Raw genomic sequence first — 16,418 nt, forward strand, 5'->3', positions numbered from 1 at the left:
TACGCAAGTGTTGTATAAATGAATACAGACTTTCGTTGACAATCCCGTCAACGAAAGTAGTCCTTAGTGAAAGGGTCAATGATGAAACTCAAGCTGACTGCGGCAGTCCTGGCGCTGATCGGGATGACAAGCCTCCTCATGGGAGGCTCATATCTGACTGTCGTCGTGGCTGTCATCTGTACAGCCACAGCACTGCCCCTATCTCTGCACCTAACATTTAGGTGGTTTGTAGAGGATCCGCACGACGGTCTACTGTGGTTCTGGTCGGTCGTGTGGGCCACTATATCAGTGATGGCGGCAGCTAGCATGCTCCAATACATTGGAGTCGTAGACGTACCGCTTAGTGCGGCCATTGACAACGCACAGAAGATAGGGGAAGTGAGACAGTATGTCTCATATGCAAACATTGTCTCCATTCTTCTCGCGGTCATCATCCCACAGTCGCCCAAGTGCGACAACAATGACGAGGACTAACCGCCCGTCAAGAAATAGTTCGCCTTGAGACTTTTAGTCTCGGCTGGAGCTTTCTTGGCGGGCTATTTCTTTTGGTTTGTGGAATCATTTCGTATATCCTATTGACTTTTTGATGTAGATGTTGTAAAATGAATACAGTCTTTGTTGACAACCCCGTCAACAAAGGTAGTTCTTGTGGAAGGAAAGCCATGAACAGCAACAACACGAGTCTCGGCATCAGCCTGAGGACTATGGTCTTTACCATCAGTGCGTGCGCAGTCTTCGTGCTCACACTAGGCACGACTATCGGGGCAATTATCTGCTCCACAGCTCTCCTGGTGGCGGCGCAAGCTCTTACTATCCCCCTCGGCTGGGTCTACTTTAGTTCTACTGGTAAAATCCCAACAGTAGCGCTGAAGGTGACTGCAATACTTGGTACGGTAGTATATGTCGCGCTATTAGCCTCAAATATCGACACCCTAATCACTGACTGGGGTGACCTAACGACGGCGTTTAACGTCGTCATTGATGGAGAGGGGTGGGCCGGCGCGCTGGCGTTCACGCTGTTTATGTGTACGTTGCCAGTGGTGACTGCGGTCATCGCGCCAGTGCCGCCCGAGCGCGATGATTACTGTAACGACGACGAGGACTAACCACGCCCGTCAAGAGAAATAGTTCGCCTTGAGACTTTTAGTCTCGGCTGAGCTCTCTTGGCGGGCTATTTCTATTGGCATAAAATTTGTTACACTAGATATTGTGAAGAAAAAAGTACCAAAATTCATTGAGCAATCATTAGCCCGAGTTGCTAATCTTTACAGCTTTGAGCCGGAGCATCACCTGGAGAAAATTGACGAAAGTTTGACGCCGAATATGCGAGCTTTGCGCCTGGCTATGGCGATTGCCGAGCAACTCCTGAGTATGGGCGTGGTGGCGCGCGATGTGGTTCGTATGGCGCAAGGAATTACGCGGACATATTGCCGCAGACCCGTTCACGTGGACGTAAGTTACACTTTGGTGACAATTTCTCAAGACCGCGGAGTCAGCCATGAGCCTTTGACAATGGCGCGAGTTATCGTTCCTGACGATCCTAATTATCAATTGATTCAAGCATTGCAATTATTAGCCCTCGACATTCGCCGCAAGCAACTTTCCCTGGAAGAAGCCGAAGAGCGATTGCAACAAATACTCAAAAAACCCACCGAACATTCCCGGCTAGTCGTTTACGCGGCGGGCGGATTGGTGAGCGCGGGTTCTGTTATTTTGTACGGCGGAAGTTTGCTCATGGCATCAATCGCGTTTCTGCTCGGATTCTCAGCGACTGGATTATTAAGATGGCTGGGACGTATTGGCGCGCCGTTGTTTTATTCGCAAGCCCTCGTGGCGATTTTCGTAACATTGGTGGCGGCGGGCGCAGCTTGGTGTAGCAATTATCTGGGACTAAGCGTCAACGCAACATTGTTGGTTATCAGCGGAATTGTCTTATTAGTCGCGGGACTAATGTTTGTCGGCGCATTTCAGGACGCAATCGACGAATATTACATGACTGCCAACGCCAGATTGTTAAAAGTCGTAATGGCGACGGGCGGCGTAATTGCTGGCGTGATGGTCGGATTATACATTGCGACAAAATTTGGCGTAACATTCCCTGCGACACCGGATCGATTGACATTAGCAGACAAGCACACTCAGTATTTGGGGGCTGGAATTATCGCGGCGGCGTTTGTCCTGAGGAATCATTCTCGATTCTTTGGCATGATTATTTCAGCATTAATTGCTATATTCGGCTGGTGGATTTCAAGATTAGCCATGAGTTTTGGTTTTGATATCGTGACCGCAAGTGGTATCGCGGCGGCGGTAATTGGACTAGTCGCAGTCATGACTTCCAGGTTATGGAAATTCCCTTCCCTGGCGATTATTGCGGCGGGAATCGTGCCATTAGTTCCAGGATTGTCGCTTTACAATGGATTGATGGGCGTAGTTTTATATCCACCGAACAGCGTAAACTTCCTACCAGCCTTGGCTATCTTAGCGCGAGCAATTCTCATCGGCGTAGCGGTAGCAATTGGCGCGTCATTCGGCAACATCGTCGGTCGCCCAATTCGCCGACAATTCATTAATTTATTCCGTCGCAACACACAGATATCATAAAAAATAACCCGAAATTTAGCCAAACAAAAATCCCCGGATTCGCTCCGAGGATTTTTTATGAGGTAGAGATTATTTATTTCGCTTTTCGATAATCTCTTGCGCAACGTTTGGTGGAACTTCCTCGTATTGAGCTAATTCCATCGTTGAAGCGGCGCGACCCTGAGACATTGAGCGAATGTCCGATGTGTAGCCGAACATATTTGCTAATGGCACAAACGCCTTAATCAACTTAGCGCCACCCATCAAGTCTTCCATAGCGTCGATACGTCCGCGACGTGAGTTAAGGTCGCCGATGATGTCACCCATGAAGTCTTCTGGTGTAGTAACTTCAACCTTCATAACTGGCTCAAGCAAGATTGGGTTAGCCTGCTTAATACCTTCACGAGCAGCTATCGAACCTGCCAATGAGAACGCCAATTCTGAGGAGTCGACATCGTGGTATGAACCATCGTAAAGTGTAGCCTTAACGTCAACAACTGGATAGCCAGCAATAACACCGCCTTCCAATGTTTCGCGAATACCCTTCATTACGGCTGGGCGATATTCCTGAGGAACCACACCACCCTTAATTTCATCAACGAATTCAAAGCCCTTACCAGTCTCATTTGGCTCAAAGCGAACCCAAACGTCACCATATTGACCGCGACCACCAGACTGCTTGGCGTGCTTACCTTGAACTTCAGAGCGACCCTTGATACTTTCGCGGAAGGCAACCTGAGGTTCACCAATATTGGCTTCAACCTTAAATTCGCGCTTCATACGGTCAATAAGAATATCTAGTTGCAATTCACCCATTCCTGACATAATCGTCTGACCTGTTTCTTCGTCAGTATGAATTCGGAAAGTTGGGTCTTCTTCAGCCAAGCGCTGCAATGCCAACGCCATTTTTTCCTGGTCAGCCTTTGACTTTGGCTCAACCGCGATTGATACAGGTGGCTCTGGAAATTCAATTGATTCAAGAGTAATTGGATGCGCCACGTCAGACAACGTGTTACCAGTTGCGGTAGATTTCAGACCAACCACAGCAGCGATGTCACCAGCTTCAACCTTGCTAATTTCTTCACGCTTGTCAGCAAACATACGAACGATTCGTCCAATTCGCTCTTTCTCGCCAGTTGTCGTGTTAAGTACGTAGCTTCCTGAGTTCAGAACACCAGAATAGACACGAACGAAGATCAATTTACCAACAAATGGGTCGGTAGCAATCTTAAACGCCAAAGCAGACAAAGGCTCTTTATCTGACGGCTTGCGGCTAACTTCGTCACCGGTCTTTGGATTCTTGCCCCAAATTTCATCAACGTCTAGCGGACTTGGCAAAAAGTCAACCATCAAGTCAAGCAACTTCTCAACGATCACACCGCGACCGTCACCACCAGTGACTAGGTAAAAGTCACCAGCCAAAACGCGCTTACGTAGAGCCATCTTTAGCTCGTCAACGGTAATAGCTTCTTCGCCTTGATCCAAGAACTTCATCATCAATTCGTCATCAGCCTCAACAGCGTTTTCAACCAACAGAGAACGTGCGTTCTTAGCTTTTTCAAGCATGTCAGCTGGAATCTCACCAACCTTCAACTCGTGATCTGTGTAGTCGTCGTAGGTGTAAGCCTTCATGTCAATCAAGTCGACAACACCGTGGATAGTCTTTTCAAAACCAATTGGCAAGTGAACTGGGAAAGCTTGCTTACTCAAGCGGTTGTGAATTGATTCTAGAGACTTGTAGAAGTCGCCACCAGTCTGATTAATCTTGTTAACGAAACAAATACGTGGCACGCCGTACTTATTGGCCTGGCGCCAAACGGTTTCAGACTGAGCCTCAACACCCATCTTACCGTCAAAGACCGTAACTGCACCGTCAAGCACACGCAAACTACGCTCAACCTCAGCAGTAAAGTCGATGTGCCCTGGAGTGTCGATGATGTTAATCTTGTGATCTTTCCAGAAACAAGTCACAGCAGCTGACGTAATAGTAATACCACGCTCTTTCTCCTGTGCCATCCAGTCGGTGGTAGCACCGTCACCTTCACCACGAACCACACCGATCTTATGTGTCAAGCCAGTGCGGTACAAAATACCCTCAGTTGTCGTCGTTTTACCGGCGTCAATATGGGCAATAATACCAATATTTCTAAAATTCTTTAGCGGAACATGCGTCTCTGCCATAAATTTTCCTTTATATTACGTTAATTTGCCGAGATTTTTGGTCAATTTTTTGGCACCAAAAAACTACTCTTGCGTTTTATTATATCAGTTATCTATGTTTTTGACTAGCTCTGAGTCGGAGGATTTTTAGACTCGTTGTCGTTCTGAGCTGGCGCCGCAGGCTGATAGTTAGATGGAGACTGTTGCATAGGCGGCTGCGCGTATGTTGGCGGATATTGACCAGGTTGCTGTGGATAGTAGTTCTGCTGCGAATATTGTTGTTGCGGCGGAGTTGGTTGTTGATATGGCTGCTGTGGATACTGAGACTGCTGCGGGAATTGTCCAGCGACAGGATATGGATAGGCATTCATATTTCGGCGATTACTGACAGAAACAGCAATTGCGATAATTGACACTGTTAAGAATAATGCTCCCGTTGAAAGAATCGCCACAACCACGATTATAACTGTAGTGTTATTTTCTGATTCACTCGTTCCAGCTTCTGCGCTAGATGTCTCGCTTTCCGTAGAATCATCTGGAGTATTGGATGAAACTTCGATCATCTTCGCCACCAAATAATTGTCGGGATATTTTTTATCCAATTGTTCAAATTTAGCTTTTGCCTGAGAATATTTACCTTGAGAAAAACTCTCCAAGCCATCTTTCCAGAGCTTAGTCAATTCGCCGTTTGCCGATAACGCAACATTATTTTTCTTCGCCATAGTCTTCAGATCGGCGATATCACGAAATATTCCCTCTCCAAAACAAGAATTGTTGCGCTCGCTCCTATCCGCACAGGATGAACCGCCGTAGGTGTTTAGTCCAATCTGCTTACCATCGTCATCAAACGCTGGACCGCCACTGTTGCCTGCCGCAATTTGCGCGCTCATTGAAAATAGCTTATGTCCGCCCGCGTCACTGCCCGAACCAGAAACATTCCCCTGAGTAACGGTTGGCACAGTCTTACTCTTCTTCGTATTTACACCGTCATCGACAATTGCTGGATAACCAATCGCCGTCACCCGATCACCTCTAGAAATCCTAGATCTATCGCCCAATTCTACCGCCGGAAATCGCCCTTCGACCTTCAGAATCGCCACATCACTTTTGTCGCTATTCAGGTCCATGCCACGACCCTTCAAATCAACTTCCGCGTCAATTTTCTTAGCTGGAATATTAGTCTTCGTCTTTTTCCACTTAAGATTGCCCGAACCGTCATCTTCGCGCGCAATAGGTTCGCTTGAGGTCTGAATGACATAATCGTATCGATCGTTTTGCGAACGTATATTATCGGCAGGAACTTGGTTGATAAGACCGAGAATTGCCGCTTGCGCACTCTGATCGCCGCCGTTAGCCTTATTTGCCAAATCCCGAAGCGTCTCTCGAGTCACATAGCCCGCATCTACCACAAACTTTATATATTTATTCATGTTTTCTTGCGTGTTGAGACCCATGATCATACTCTGATTAGAAACTTCAGTAACATGCCCGTTTGTAGCAATGTAGCCGTCATCAGAAACAATCGATCCACTACCAATTCCGCCCGTACACAAACCATTCAGCTGCATACTAGCACCGTTCTGTGCCGTATAGATCATATCCGCACAACGATATGTCCCTACACGGACCGTAGCAATTTGATTCCTTGCCACCACTTTAATAACAGAATCTTCGTCTAGTTCATCCAAGGTATTCGTAGTGTCCTTATCTTCTGAGAAATTTTCCGCCTTAGTTTCGGTCTTAGCTATCGTAGCGGAAGCCACTTGCGCCTCATTGTTGCCATCAGCCCTAACCAAGTAGCTACTGTCTGGATTCTGGAAAGTAACCTTAGCAACCAGCGCCTCCAGCTGGTCAATATATGGCTGCGTGTACGAATTTTTACTCAATGCAAAAATCGTCATCCAGTAAGGTCTGCCGTTCTGAATCGTTAAATAAGTTATTTTTTCACCAGTTTTCTGCCACTTGCCATCAATAGTGCTTCCGTAATCGACGACCATCTTCTTAAACTTCTTCCCAGAAATCGTCGCGTCGCTAGTGTGATATTTTAAGTTCGGATTATCCTTTTTCTGCTTGTTGATATCGCCCTGAAGCATTAAATCCAAATCTGAATATTTCTTCGTGTCCTTGTATTCCTCGGGCATCGTTGAGCGATCAAAATAAGCTTTTTTGCGCGAAGTTATGATTGAGAAGTCTGGCATAATCTTCCTAAACGAGAAGTTCTCTTCTTCCTCCTTCGGCTTTTCTGAACCTTTCCTAAAATGCAATCGCAAAATCGCATAAGCGCGGCTTTCTTTCAATTCATCATCGGCATACGTAGTGGCGCTATACTGTTTTTCATTAGAGTCTTTATTTAAAACGTGACCTTCGCCAGTAAAAATACTCTTATCGTACCGAATCGAATAGCCATATTTGGAAACGACCTTCTGCGAGTTCTTAGCATCTTCTTCGGCAAAAATCTTCTGGATCTTCTTTTTTGCGGTTTTACTAACTCCGGAAGAGCGGTTATTATTAACGACAATCAGCCCAACTATAACAGAGATCAAGAAAACTACACCCAGAACGATGGCTGCAATTTTTAATTTCTTCATTGACTTATGGTTCATACCGCTCCAACCCTAACGATAATTTACAAACTGCAGAGGTGTATCATAATCACTTTCTCGTAATAAACTAATGACTTTTTGCAGTTCATCCTTCGACGCAGAAGTAACACGAACGAGGTCGCCCTGAATTTGCGGCTTAGCTTTCGGCGCATTAGCGCGAATATCAGCGGCAATCTGCTTCGCCATCGGCTGATCAAGGCCTTGCTTGAACGTAATCTCCCAAGTAGTCTTCAGGTTCGAAACAACTTTCTCTTTTGACAAATCCAGAACTTTGCTCGACTGACCACGCCCCGCCAATTTCTTGCGCACGATATCCAGAACAGCATCAACTTGCCAATCATTGTCGCCGGTAATTTTCAGACCCTTTTTATCATCCAGCCAATCAATTGCCGCGCTCGTCCCCTTAAAATCATAACGCCCTTGGATTTCTTTTTCAGCCTGCATGAAAACATTATTCATCTCAGCCTTGTCAATTTCTGACACAATATCAAACGAAAAACTCGCCATTTCTCCCTCCTAATTTTTTCTATTATATCAAAAAATCGCCCCGTTTAGAGCGATTTCCTGATTTTGCTTTCAAGCAATAATTAGCCACGAGCAAAGTGCGCAAAGGCGCGGTTAGCTTCAGCCATCTTATGAGTGTCTTCCTTCTTCTTAAAGGCAGCACCAGCTTCATTGTAAGCGTCAACGATTTCCAACGCCAATCGCTGTGAATATGGCATTCCACTGCGAGCGCGAGCTGATTGAACTAACCAACTGAACGCATAGTGCAATTGACGATGCCCCTGAACTGGGAATGGAATCTGGTAGTTAGCACCACCAACGCGACGAGATTTAACCTCAAAGCTTGGGCTAACGTTCTTCAATGCTTTTTCAAACACTGCCAATGGATCTTCAGAATCCAATTTCTTAGCAGCAGTTTCTAGAGCTGTGTAGACAGCGCGTTCAGCCGCCAACTTTTTACCGTCTAGCATTGACTTGTTGATCAAACGCTGAACTAGTACGCTTTGATATCGGCGATCAGGTTTAAGTTCACGTTGCAACTTCTTGGTAACTTTACGAGGCATGATTATTTATCCCCTTTCTTTGTACCGTACTTAGAGCGACCCTTCTTACGGTTGTTAACACCCTGAAGGTCAAGTGCACCACGTACGATGTGATAACGCACACCAGGAAGGTCAGGCACACGACCACCGCGGATCAAGACCACAGCGTGCTCCTGCAAGTTGTGACCTTCACCACCGATGTACGCCCAAACTTCATAGCCATTGTTCAACTTAACACGAGCAACTTTACGCAAAGCTGAGTTTGGTTTCTTTGGCGTCTTAGTCGTCACACGCACACAAACACCACGCTTAAGCGGTGCATTCTGGTCGTAATAACGTGTTTTTAGGGCGTTATGAATACGACCTAGTGCTGGCGACTTGGACTTTTTCTTAGCCGTTTGGCGCGGTTTGCGCACCAATTGGTTGATTGTTGGCATCCAATTTCTCCTTGGTTGATTAACTAATTATGGCAATTTGCCTTACGGTTTGGATTCAGCAACTCCTCTCCGTGTCTATACCTTTTCCGCCGAGATTGCGATCTGTACACATTCAAAACACCGCGCACTCCGAAAAGAGGAAACTCTGAGAAGAATTATAACACACTTGACGTCAAATATCTACCCAAAATATAAAAATAATAGATGTCACTAAAATTTAATAGAAAACCGCCCCGGAATTGAGGCGGTTTCTGTAGTTGCGAAGCCTACTTATTAAGCGACGAATTCTTCTTCAGCAAGTTCGTCTTCACCCGGTGTTTCGAATTCTTCATCTTCTTCGACAGCGCCAGTTCCTACTGGAATCTTGCGGCCGATGATGACGTTTTCCTTCAAACCGTGCAAGTGGTCGGCTCGACCAGATACAGCAGCATTGATCAAGACGCGAGTAGTGTCTTGGAAGGATGCGGCTGATAGCCATGAATCACTCCAGATTGACACCTTCGTGATACCGAGTAGCAATTGAGTGTAGCTAATCAAGTTCTTACCTTCAGCAGCCAATTGCTTATTTGCATTAACCACAGCGGCCTTAGAAACGATGTCGCCAGTCACGAATTCGCTATCACCAGCATCTTCGATTTGCACGCGACTAAACATCTGTCGAACAATAATCTCCAAGTGCTTGTCAGCCACGTCCTGACCCTGAGCAGCGTAGATTCGCAGAACTTCGTTGATGATGTAGCGCTGAGTTGCCTCAACACCCTTAAGTCGCATCAAATCGTGCAAGTTCAATGATCCAGCCGTCAATCGATCGCCAGCTTCAACAACATCGTTTGCCTTAACGACCAACTGCATATTGCCTGGGATTTCGTAGCGAGTTGGCGAAGCAGCCTCTGCCGCGATCACCAAAGTATCCTCAGCCGACTCAATCACACCGTCAAATGGCGCAATCAAAGGTCGAGTGTCGCTCTCGCCAGTTGCTAAGACGTCGCCAGCCTTGACGCTTGAGCCAGCCTTAACCACAACAGTTCGTCCCTCTAATGGCAATCGCTCAACCTTGCCAGATTCTGGTGTAATTTGAACGATATATTTCTTGCCATCTTCCCAAACGTCAACCAAACCAGCAACTTCCGTAATGAATGCTTGACCCTTTGGTGTGCGCGCTTCAAACAACTCTTCAACACGAGGAAGACCTTGGGTAATGTCACCACCAGCAACACCAGAGTTGTGGAAGGTACGAAGCGTCAACTGAGTACCCGGCTCACCGACTGACTGAGCGGCGATAACGCCAACTGGCTGATGATTGCCAACCAATTTACCAGTCGACATATCAATACCGTAACTTCGCTGCGGAATGCCGTTAAGGTTATTTGTTGATAATACGGACTGAATCTTAACGCTTTCAATGCTTTCGTCGTCATCAATTGAATCTGCGATTTCACGCGTGATCAATTCGTTCTTATTGACGTGACCTGGAATTGTTTCAGCAGCATAACGACCAGCCAAACGGTTTGAGAAGTCAATCATCGTCTCTTCGGTTTCTGATCGGTAAATTGCGTAACCTTCATCGTCGCCATCAGTATCTTCAACGGTAAAGACGTCTTGTGCAACGTCAACCAAACGACGAGTCAAGTAACCCGAGTCGGCAGTCTTAAGAGCCGTGTCAATAAGACCCTTGCGCGCACCACGGGTTGCGATAAAGGCCTCAAGGCTAGACAAACCGCCCGTGTAAGAGCTGCGGATTGGAAGCTCAATCTCATGGTTGGTTGCGTCCATCTGAACACCAATCATCGCGCTCGCCAACTTCACGTTGGAAATATCACCACGAGCACCAGAGTTGACCATCATAGAAATACTGGTGTCCATATGCGCCAATTGGTCTTTCAGGAATGCCGTAATCTTATTGTCGACGTTTCGCCATGCGCTAACCGTCAAGTTGTATCGCTCTTCCTCAGTAATCAAACCTTGGTCGAATTGCTCAGAAATCAAAGCCGCCTTAGCATCACCTTCAGCCACAAACTGAGGGATTTCCTCGAAGTGGACGTAGTCGGTCATACCGGTCGACACAGCCGCAACCGTAGCAAAGCGGAAAGCTTGACCCTTCATACGGTCAGCAATCTTAGCAGTTTCCTCGGCGCCGTACTTGTTAAAGATTTGCGCCAGCACTTTCTTAAGCTGCTTCTTAGTCTGGACGTTGTTGTCGTATGGGAAATCTTCAGGCAGAATCTCATTGAAGAAGACGCGACCCAAAGTTGTTTCACGCATTTTACCTTTCGCAAAGATACGAATTGGGGTTTGCAATTGAATTACGCCATTGTCGTAAGCCATTTCTGCTTCGTAAACAGAGCTGTAAGTTTTAACCTTATCAGTCTGAGCTTGCGGCTTATCGTAAGTCAAGTAATAGTTACCAAGCACAATGTCCTGAGAAATGTGCAACACTGGCGCACCATCAGCAGGCTTCAACAAGTTGGCAGTTGCACTCATCAATTCACGAGCTTCAGCCTGAGCCTCTTTTGATAGCGGCAAGTGAACAGCCATCTGGTCACCGTCGAAGTCGGCGTTAAATCCGGCACAAACTAGCGGGTGCAACTGAATAGCTTTTCCCTCAACCAAAACTGGCTGGAAGGCTTGAATTGACAAACGGTGCAAACTTGGTGCGCGGTTAAGCAACACGTACTTGCCTTCAATTGCTGAATCCAGCGCGTCCCAAACTACCGCTTCACCAGCTTCAATTAGGCGTGAAGCCGAGCGAATATTGTGCGCAAATTCGTTCTTAATTAACCAGCTAATCACGAACGGCTTGAACAATTCCAGCGCCATTTGCTTTGGCAAACCACATTGGTTAATCTTCAATTTTGGACCAACCACGATAACCGAGCGACCAGAATAGTCAACACGCTTACCAAGAAGGTTCTGGCGGAAGCGACCCTGCTTACCCTTTAGCATATCGCTCAAGCTCTTCAAACTGCGGCGACCGCCAGTCGAGCTAACTGCACGACCGCGAGATGCTGAATTGTCAATCAAAGCATCAACAGCTTCCTGAAGCATGCGCTTTTCATTGCGCTGAATAACTTCTGGCGCGTTAAGCTCAATCAACTTCTTCAAGCGATTGTTTCGGTTGATAATTCGGCGATACAAATCATTCAAGTCAGATGTCGCAAATCGACCACCAGACAACGCCACCATTGGACGAAGATCTGGAGGAATCACTGGCAGAACGGTCATACATAGGCTCGACGGCTTAATGCCAGCAGATTCCATACTCTCGAGCATCTTCAAGCGCTTTAGCAACTTCTTCTGTCGCTGACCTTTTGCAGTTTCAACTTCTTCAGTCAATTCAGCGATAAGCTTTGGCAACTCAATCTTGTCCAAGAGTTCTTTGACTGCGCTGGCACCCATGCCAACTTCAATCAATTCGTCATATTCTTCTGGCAAGTTGCGATATTCGCTCTCTGAGATCAAAGCGCCGAAATTCAAGCTCTCCAATTGAGATTTCTTACCAACGTAAGATTCTTCCAATTCCTCGACTTCACGGCTCTGCTCTTTAGCTAGTTGCTTAACATCAGCACCATCTTCTTCAGCCATTTTTTCGTAGCGGATTTTGATAGCCTTGCGAGCCAAATCAGTTTCCGCTTCCAAATCTGCCAAATATTGATCACGAGTTGCTTCATCAACGTTTAAGATGACGTAAGTTGCAAAGTAAACGATCTTCTCAATATTGCGAACCGTCATACCAAGTAACTGGCTCATTGCGCTTGGAGTACCACGCATAAACCAAATGTGCGCTACAGGAACTGCCAATTGAATGTGGCCCATTCGCTCACGACGAACGATTGACTTAGTGACTAATTCGCCATTCTTATCGACAGCAGCTTCGCGTGAACGTACACCCTTAAGCTTTGAGTCGTGTGGATTGATGTCCTTAACTGGACCAAAGATTCGCTCACAGAACAATCCGTCGCGTTCTGGCTTTTGTGTGCGATAGTTAATTGTCTCTGGCTTCAAAACTTCGCCGTAGCTCCATTTCAGAATGTCTTCTGGGCTAGCTACCGCCAAACGAACCGCGTCAAAATCGCTGATGCCCGTTGCGTTAAATGCAGAATTTGCCATCTTACGCGTCCTCCTTTATTTCTTCTACTTCATCAATATCTTGCACGCTCATGCCATCGTCAATTTCACCGATGTCATCTGATTCGTCCAAGTATGTTTCTTCTTCCTCATTGTCAGCGGCAACGGTTTTGTCTTCTGGACCACTTGAAGCGATAACATGCTCAGCGTCAACTGCAGCCTCATCGTCAACCAAATCAACTCGAAGACCCAAACCTTGAAGCTCCTTAACCAACACGTTGAAGGACTCTGGAAGTTTTGGACCAACAATCGGCTCGTCTTTAATAATTGACTCGTAAGCCTTTGCACGACCGTAAACGTCGTCGGACTTAATTGTCAACATTTCCTGCAAGGTTGCAGCAGCACCGTAAGCCTCCAATGCCCAAACCTCCATCTCACCGAATCGCTGACCACCGTTTTGTGCTTTACCACCAAGTGGCTGCTGAGTAACCATCGTGTATGGACCAGTTGAACGAGCGTGAATCTTGTCAGAAACCATGTGGTGCAACTTAATCATGTGCATTACACCAACTGTTGTTCGCTCCTCAAATGGTTCACCGGTGCGACCGTCAAACAATTGACTCTTGCCGTCACGCGCCAAACCAGCTTTTTCTAGCTCATCAGAAATCTTCTCGCTTGGAACACCGTTAAATGACGGAGTTGCTACGCGGTAACCCAATGCTCGTGCCGCCATACCAAGGTGAGTTTCAAAAATCTGACCAAGGTTCATGCGGCTTGGCACACCAAGTGGGTTCAAAACTACGTCAACTGGCGTACCGTCTTCTAGGAATGGCATATCTTCAACAGGAAGAACTTTCGCCACAACACCCTTGTTACCGAAGCGTCCAGCCATCTTGTCACCAACGCCAATCTTTCGCAATTGCGCAACGAAGATCTGAATTTGCATCAAAACGCCAGCCTTCAATTCGTGACCATTTTCACGACTAAAGATCTTAACGCCAACGACTTTACCGCCGCCCGCGTTGTTCATTCGCTGTGATGTATCGCGAACGTCCTTAGCTTTTTCACCGAAGATTGCGCGAAGCAAGCGTTCCTCAGAGCTCAATTCCTGCTCGCCCTTTGGTGTAATCTTACCAACCAAAACATCGCCGGCCTTAACCTCTGAACCAATTTGAACAATTCCGTTCTCGTCCAAATGACGCAAACTTTCCTCGGAAACGTTTGGAATATCGCGTGTCACAATCTCTGGACCAAGCTTCGTCTCGCGAACCTCAACGGTGTAATCTTTAATGTTAATGCTTGTCAATCGATCATCTTCAACCAAACGACGACTCATAATAATCGCGTCTTCCATGTTGTAGCCGCCCCATGGCATAAAGGCAACCAACAGGTTCTTACCTAGGGCAATTTCACCGCTAGCAATTGAGGCGCCTTCAATCAGGATATCGCCCTTCTTAACCTTGTCGCCACGCTCGACGCGAACTTTTTGGTTATAACAACGATCGTCATTATTCTTTACGAAATGCTTCAACGTATAAATCTTTACGCCGTCAGCATATTTGACGTGAACTTCATCAGCATCAGCGCGAACGACTTCGCCGTCGGCGCTAGCTTGAATCAAGTGACCACTATTCTCAGCCACAGCCTTCTCAATTCCAGTACCAACAGTTGCAGATTCTGGGCACAATAGAGGAACAGCCTGACGTTGCATGTTTGAACCAGTCAAAGCACGGTCGACACGAGTCTTTTCAATAAATGGCACCAGCGCCGCAGTCGAACCTAGAATCTGACGGTGGGCTGCATCCATGAATGTAACTTGGCTAGCATCAACTTGTGATGGCTGCATGTTACTTCGAGCATTAACGCGCTCATCTCGGAAAGTTCCGTCTTCGTTAAGAGCCTCACCAGCATCAGCGATAACCTCACCAATTTCTTGCGAAGCATCCAAATAAACAAGTTCGTCAGTCACTTTACCATCTTTAACACGAAGATAAGGAGTCTCAATAAATCCGTATTCATTAACACGCGCATAAGCCGCCAAGTTCAACACCAGACCGATATTCGCACCTTCTGGCGTTTCCACTGAACAAATACGACCATAGTGAGTTGGGTGGGCGTCGCGAACCTCAAATCCAGCGCGCTCACGTGTCAAACCGCCAGGACCAGTCGAGCTCAAGCGTCGCTTGTGGCTCAATTCTGACAACGGGTTAACTTCGTCAAGTAGTTGCGACAACTGGCTTGAAGTAAAGAATTCACGAACCGCAGCAACAATCGGACGAGCATTAATCAATTGGCTTGGGCTAACGCTTTCCAAATCAGCCACGCTCATACGATCCATCGCGTTGCGCTGCATTCGAAGCATACCAACGCGGAATTGTCGAGCAATCAATTCACCAACCAAGCGAACTCGGCGGTTGCTCAATGCGTCAATGTCATCAGCTGGCTCTTGTGTATTGTTCAAGCGAATAACTTCACGCAAAATCGCCACCAAATCGCTCATCTGTAACGTACGATTTTCTGCTGTATTTGCAACATCCAGACCCAAGCGTTGGTTCAATTTATAACGACCAACCCGCGAATAATCGAACCGCTTGAAGTCAAAGAACATTCGCTCAATCATCTGACGAGCGTTATCAACCGTTGCCAAGTCGCCTGGACGCAATCGACGATAAACCTCAATCAACGCCTCGTTCGCACCACGAGAAGTATCCTTGTCCAAAGTTTCGTCAATGTATTTTACGTCGCCAGTATCAATATCAGCGAACAATTCCTTAATTTCGCTAGTCTTTGGATAGCCCAAAGCGCGCAACAAAGTCGTTGCTGGCATCTTGCGGCGGCGGTCAATCTTTACGTAAATTGCGCCGTTAGAAGCCGTCTCAAATTCCATCCAAGCTCCACGTCCTGGAATGATTTTCGCGCCGTAGTAATTACGTCCCGCTACTGTTTCAGCAGTAAAGAAAACACCAGCAGAACGAATCAACTGGCTAACGACCACACGCTCCGTACCGTTGATAACGAATGTACCGCGCTCAGTCATCCATGGATATTCACCGAGGTAAATTTCCTGCTCTTCAACTACGCCGGTTGTCTTGTTTGTCAATTCAACTGTTGCGTGTAGCGGCGCTTCAAACGTCAAGTTGTTTTCTTTGGCAAATTGGTCAGTGTTTTTTGGCTCGCCAAAATAATATTTGCCGAACTTTAACGACAACTTCTGACCAGTGTAGTCGTCAATTGGGTTAATTTCTGAAAATATCTCACTCAAACCTTCTTCGACGAACCAGCGCCAAGAATCTTTTTGGTGAGCGATTAAGTTTGGTAGCGGCAGGGCATTATCACCAGAGGTGAAATAGACGCGATCGCTACTTGTGGTTGGTTTTTTTGCCACAGGCGTAAACACTCCTCGCTTTAATTAGTGGTTAATAGACGGCCGTGAAGATCTCTAATTCATAGCCCAAAATCACGATTTGCCTACTCGCAATTTTCACCCGCCATGAATACACTACTTCTATAACTACTCATTATGACGA

At 46.7% G+C, this 16,418-nt stretch carries 10 protein-coding genes; 3 read left to right on the forward strand and 7 right to left on the reverse strand.

Annotated elements, in window-relative coordinates:
* Positions 1-78 precede the first annotated feature (78 nt).
* The 3 genes from AACH20_RS01035 (at position 79) to AACH20_RS01045 (ending at position 2,601) form a co-directional block, all read left to right on the forward strand.
* Positions 79-474 (forward strand): hypothetical protein, encoded by a 396-nt coding sequence (locus AACH20_RS01035; protein ID WP_338503329.1) that lies wholly within the window; start codon positions 79-81, stop codon positions 472-474.
* Positions 475-737: 263 nt separating this feature from the next.
* Positions 738-1,106, forward strand: a complete 369-nt coding sequence (locus AACH20_RS01040; protein WP_338503331.1) for a hypothetical protein — start codon at positions 738-740, stop codon at positions 1,104-1,106.
* A gap of 103 nt (positions 1,107-1,209) precedes the next feature.
* The gene (locus AACH20_RS01045; protein WP_338503333.1) at positions 1,210-2,601 is read left to right on the forward strand and encodes a threonine/serine ThrE exporter family protein; all 1,392 of its coding nucleotides are present in this window, start codon (positions 1,210-1,212) and stop codon (positions 2,599-2,601) included.
* 69 nt (positions 2,602-2,670) lie between these two features.
* Here AACH20_RS01045 and fusA read toward each other — a convergent pair whose 3' ends face one another.
* The 7 genes from fusA to AACH20_RS01080 form a co-directional block, all read right to left on the reverse strand.
* Positions 2,671-4,761 carry an elongation factor G gene (fusA, locus tag AACH20_RS01050; protein WP_338503335.1) on the reverse strand — a complete coding sequence of 697 codons (2,091 nt, stop codon included), beginning with the start codon at positions 4,759-4,761 and terminating at the stop codon, positions 2,671-2,673.
* Positions 4,762-4,865: 104 nt separating this feature from the next.
* The gene (locus AACH20_RS01055; RefSeq protein ID WP_338503337.1) at positions 4,866-7,343 is read right to left on the reverse strand and encodes a trypsin-like peptidase domain-containing protein; all 2,478 of its coding nucleotides are present in this window, start codon (positions 7,341-7,343) and stop codon (positions 4,866-4,868) included.
* Positions 7,344-7,355: 12 nt separating this feature from the next.
* Complete coding sequence (locus AACH20_RS01060; RefSeq protein ID WP_338503339.1) at positions 7,356-7,850, reverse strand: YajQ family cyclic di-GMP-binding protein; 495 nt, start codon at positions 7,848-7,850, stop codon at positions 7,356-7,358.
* 80 nt (positions 7,851-7,930) lie between these two features.
* The gene (gene rpsG, locus AACH20_RS01065) at positions 7,931-8,410 is read right to left on the reverse strand and encodes a 30S ribosomal protein S7 (protein ID WP_338503341.1); all 480 of its coding nucleotides are present in this window, start codon (positions 8,408-8,410) and stop codon (positions 7,931-7,933) included.
* A 2-nt stretch (positions 8,411-8,412) separates the two neighbouring features.
* A complete protein-coding gene (rpsL, locus tag AACH20_RS01070; protein WP_129631024.1) occupies positions 8,413-8,826 on the reverse strand; it encodes a 30S ribosomal protein S12 in 414 nt (137 codons plus the stop codon).
* A 273-nt stretch (positions 8,827-9,099) separates the two neighbouring features.
* On the reverse strand, positions 9,100-12,933 hold the full coding sequence (gene rpoC, locus AACH20_RS01075) for a DNA-directed RNA polymerase subunit beta' (RefSeq protein WP_338503344.1): 3,834 nt from the start codon (positions 12,931-12,933) through the stop codon (positions 9,100-9,102).
* Between the two features lies 1 nt (position 12,934).
* Positions 12,935-16,276, reverse strand: coding sequence for a DNA-directed RNA polymerase subunit beta (locus AACH20_RS01080; protein WP_338503346.1), 3,342 nt, complete (start codon positions 16,274-16,276; stop codon positions 12,935-12,937).
* Between the last annotated feature and the right edge of the window lie 142 nt (positions 16,277-16,418).

Origin of the sequence: Candidatus Minimicrobia sp. QA0096 (genome assembly GCF_963967315.1) — a bacterium.
In the GTDB taxonomy this organism is placed as follows: Bacteria; Patescibacteriota; Saccharimonadia; order Saccharimonadales; family Saccharimonadaceae; genus Nanosynbacter.

Excerpts from the sequence above, each read along its gene's own strand:
- AACH20_RS01035 (WP_338503329.1), top strand. The coding sequence starts at position 79 with ATGATGAAACTCAAGCTGACTGCGGCAGTCCTGGCGCTGATCGGGATG.
- fusA (WP_338503335.1), bottom strand. The coding sequence starts at position 4,761 with ATGGCAGAGACGCATGTTCCGCTAAAGAATTTTAGAAATATTGGTATT.
- AACH20_RS01055 (WP_338503337.1), bottom strand. The coding sequence starts at position 7,343 with ATGAACCATAAGTCAATGAAGAAATTAAAAATTGCAGCCATCGTTCTG.
- AACH20_RS01060 (WP_338503339.1), bottom strand. The coding sequence starts at position 7,850 with ATGGCGAGTTTTTCGTTTGATATTGTGTCAGAAATTGACAAGGCTGAG.
- rpsG (WP_338503341.1), bottom strand. The coding sequence starts at position 8,410 with ATGCCTCGTAAAGTTACCAAGAAGTTGCAACGTGAACTTAAACCTGAT.
- rpsL (WP_129631024.1), bottom strand. The coding sequence starts at position 8,826 with ATGCCAACAATCAACCAATTGGTGCGCAAACCGCGCCAAACGGCTAAG.
- rpoC (WP_338503344.1), bottom strand. The coding sequence starts at position 12,933 with ATGGCAAATTCTGCATTTAACGCAACGGGCATCAGCGATTTTGACGCG.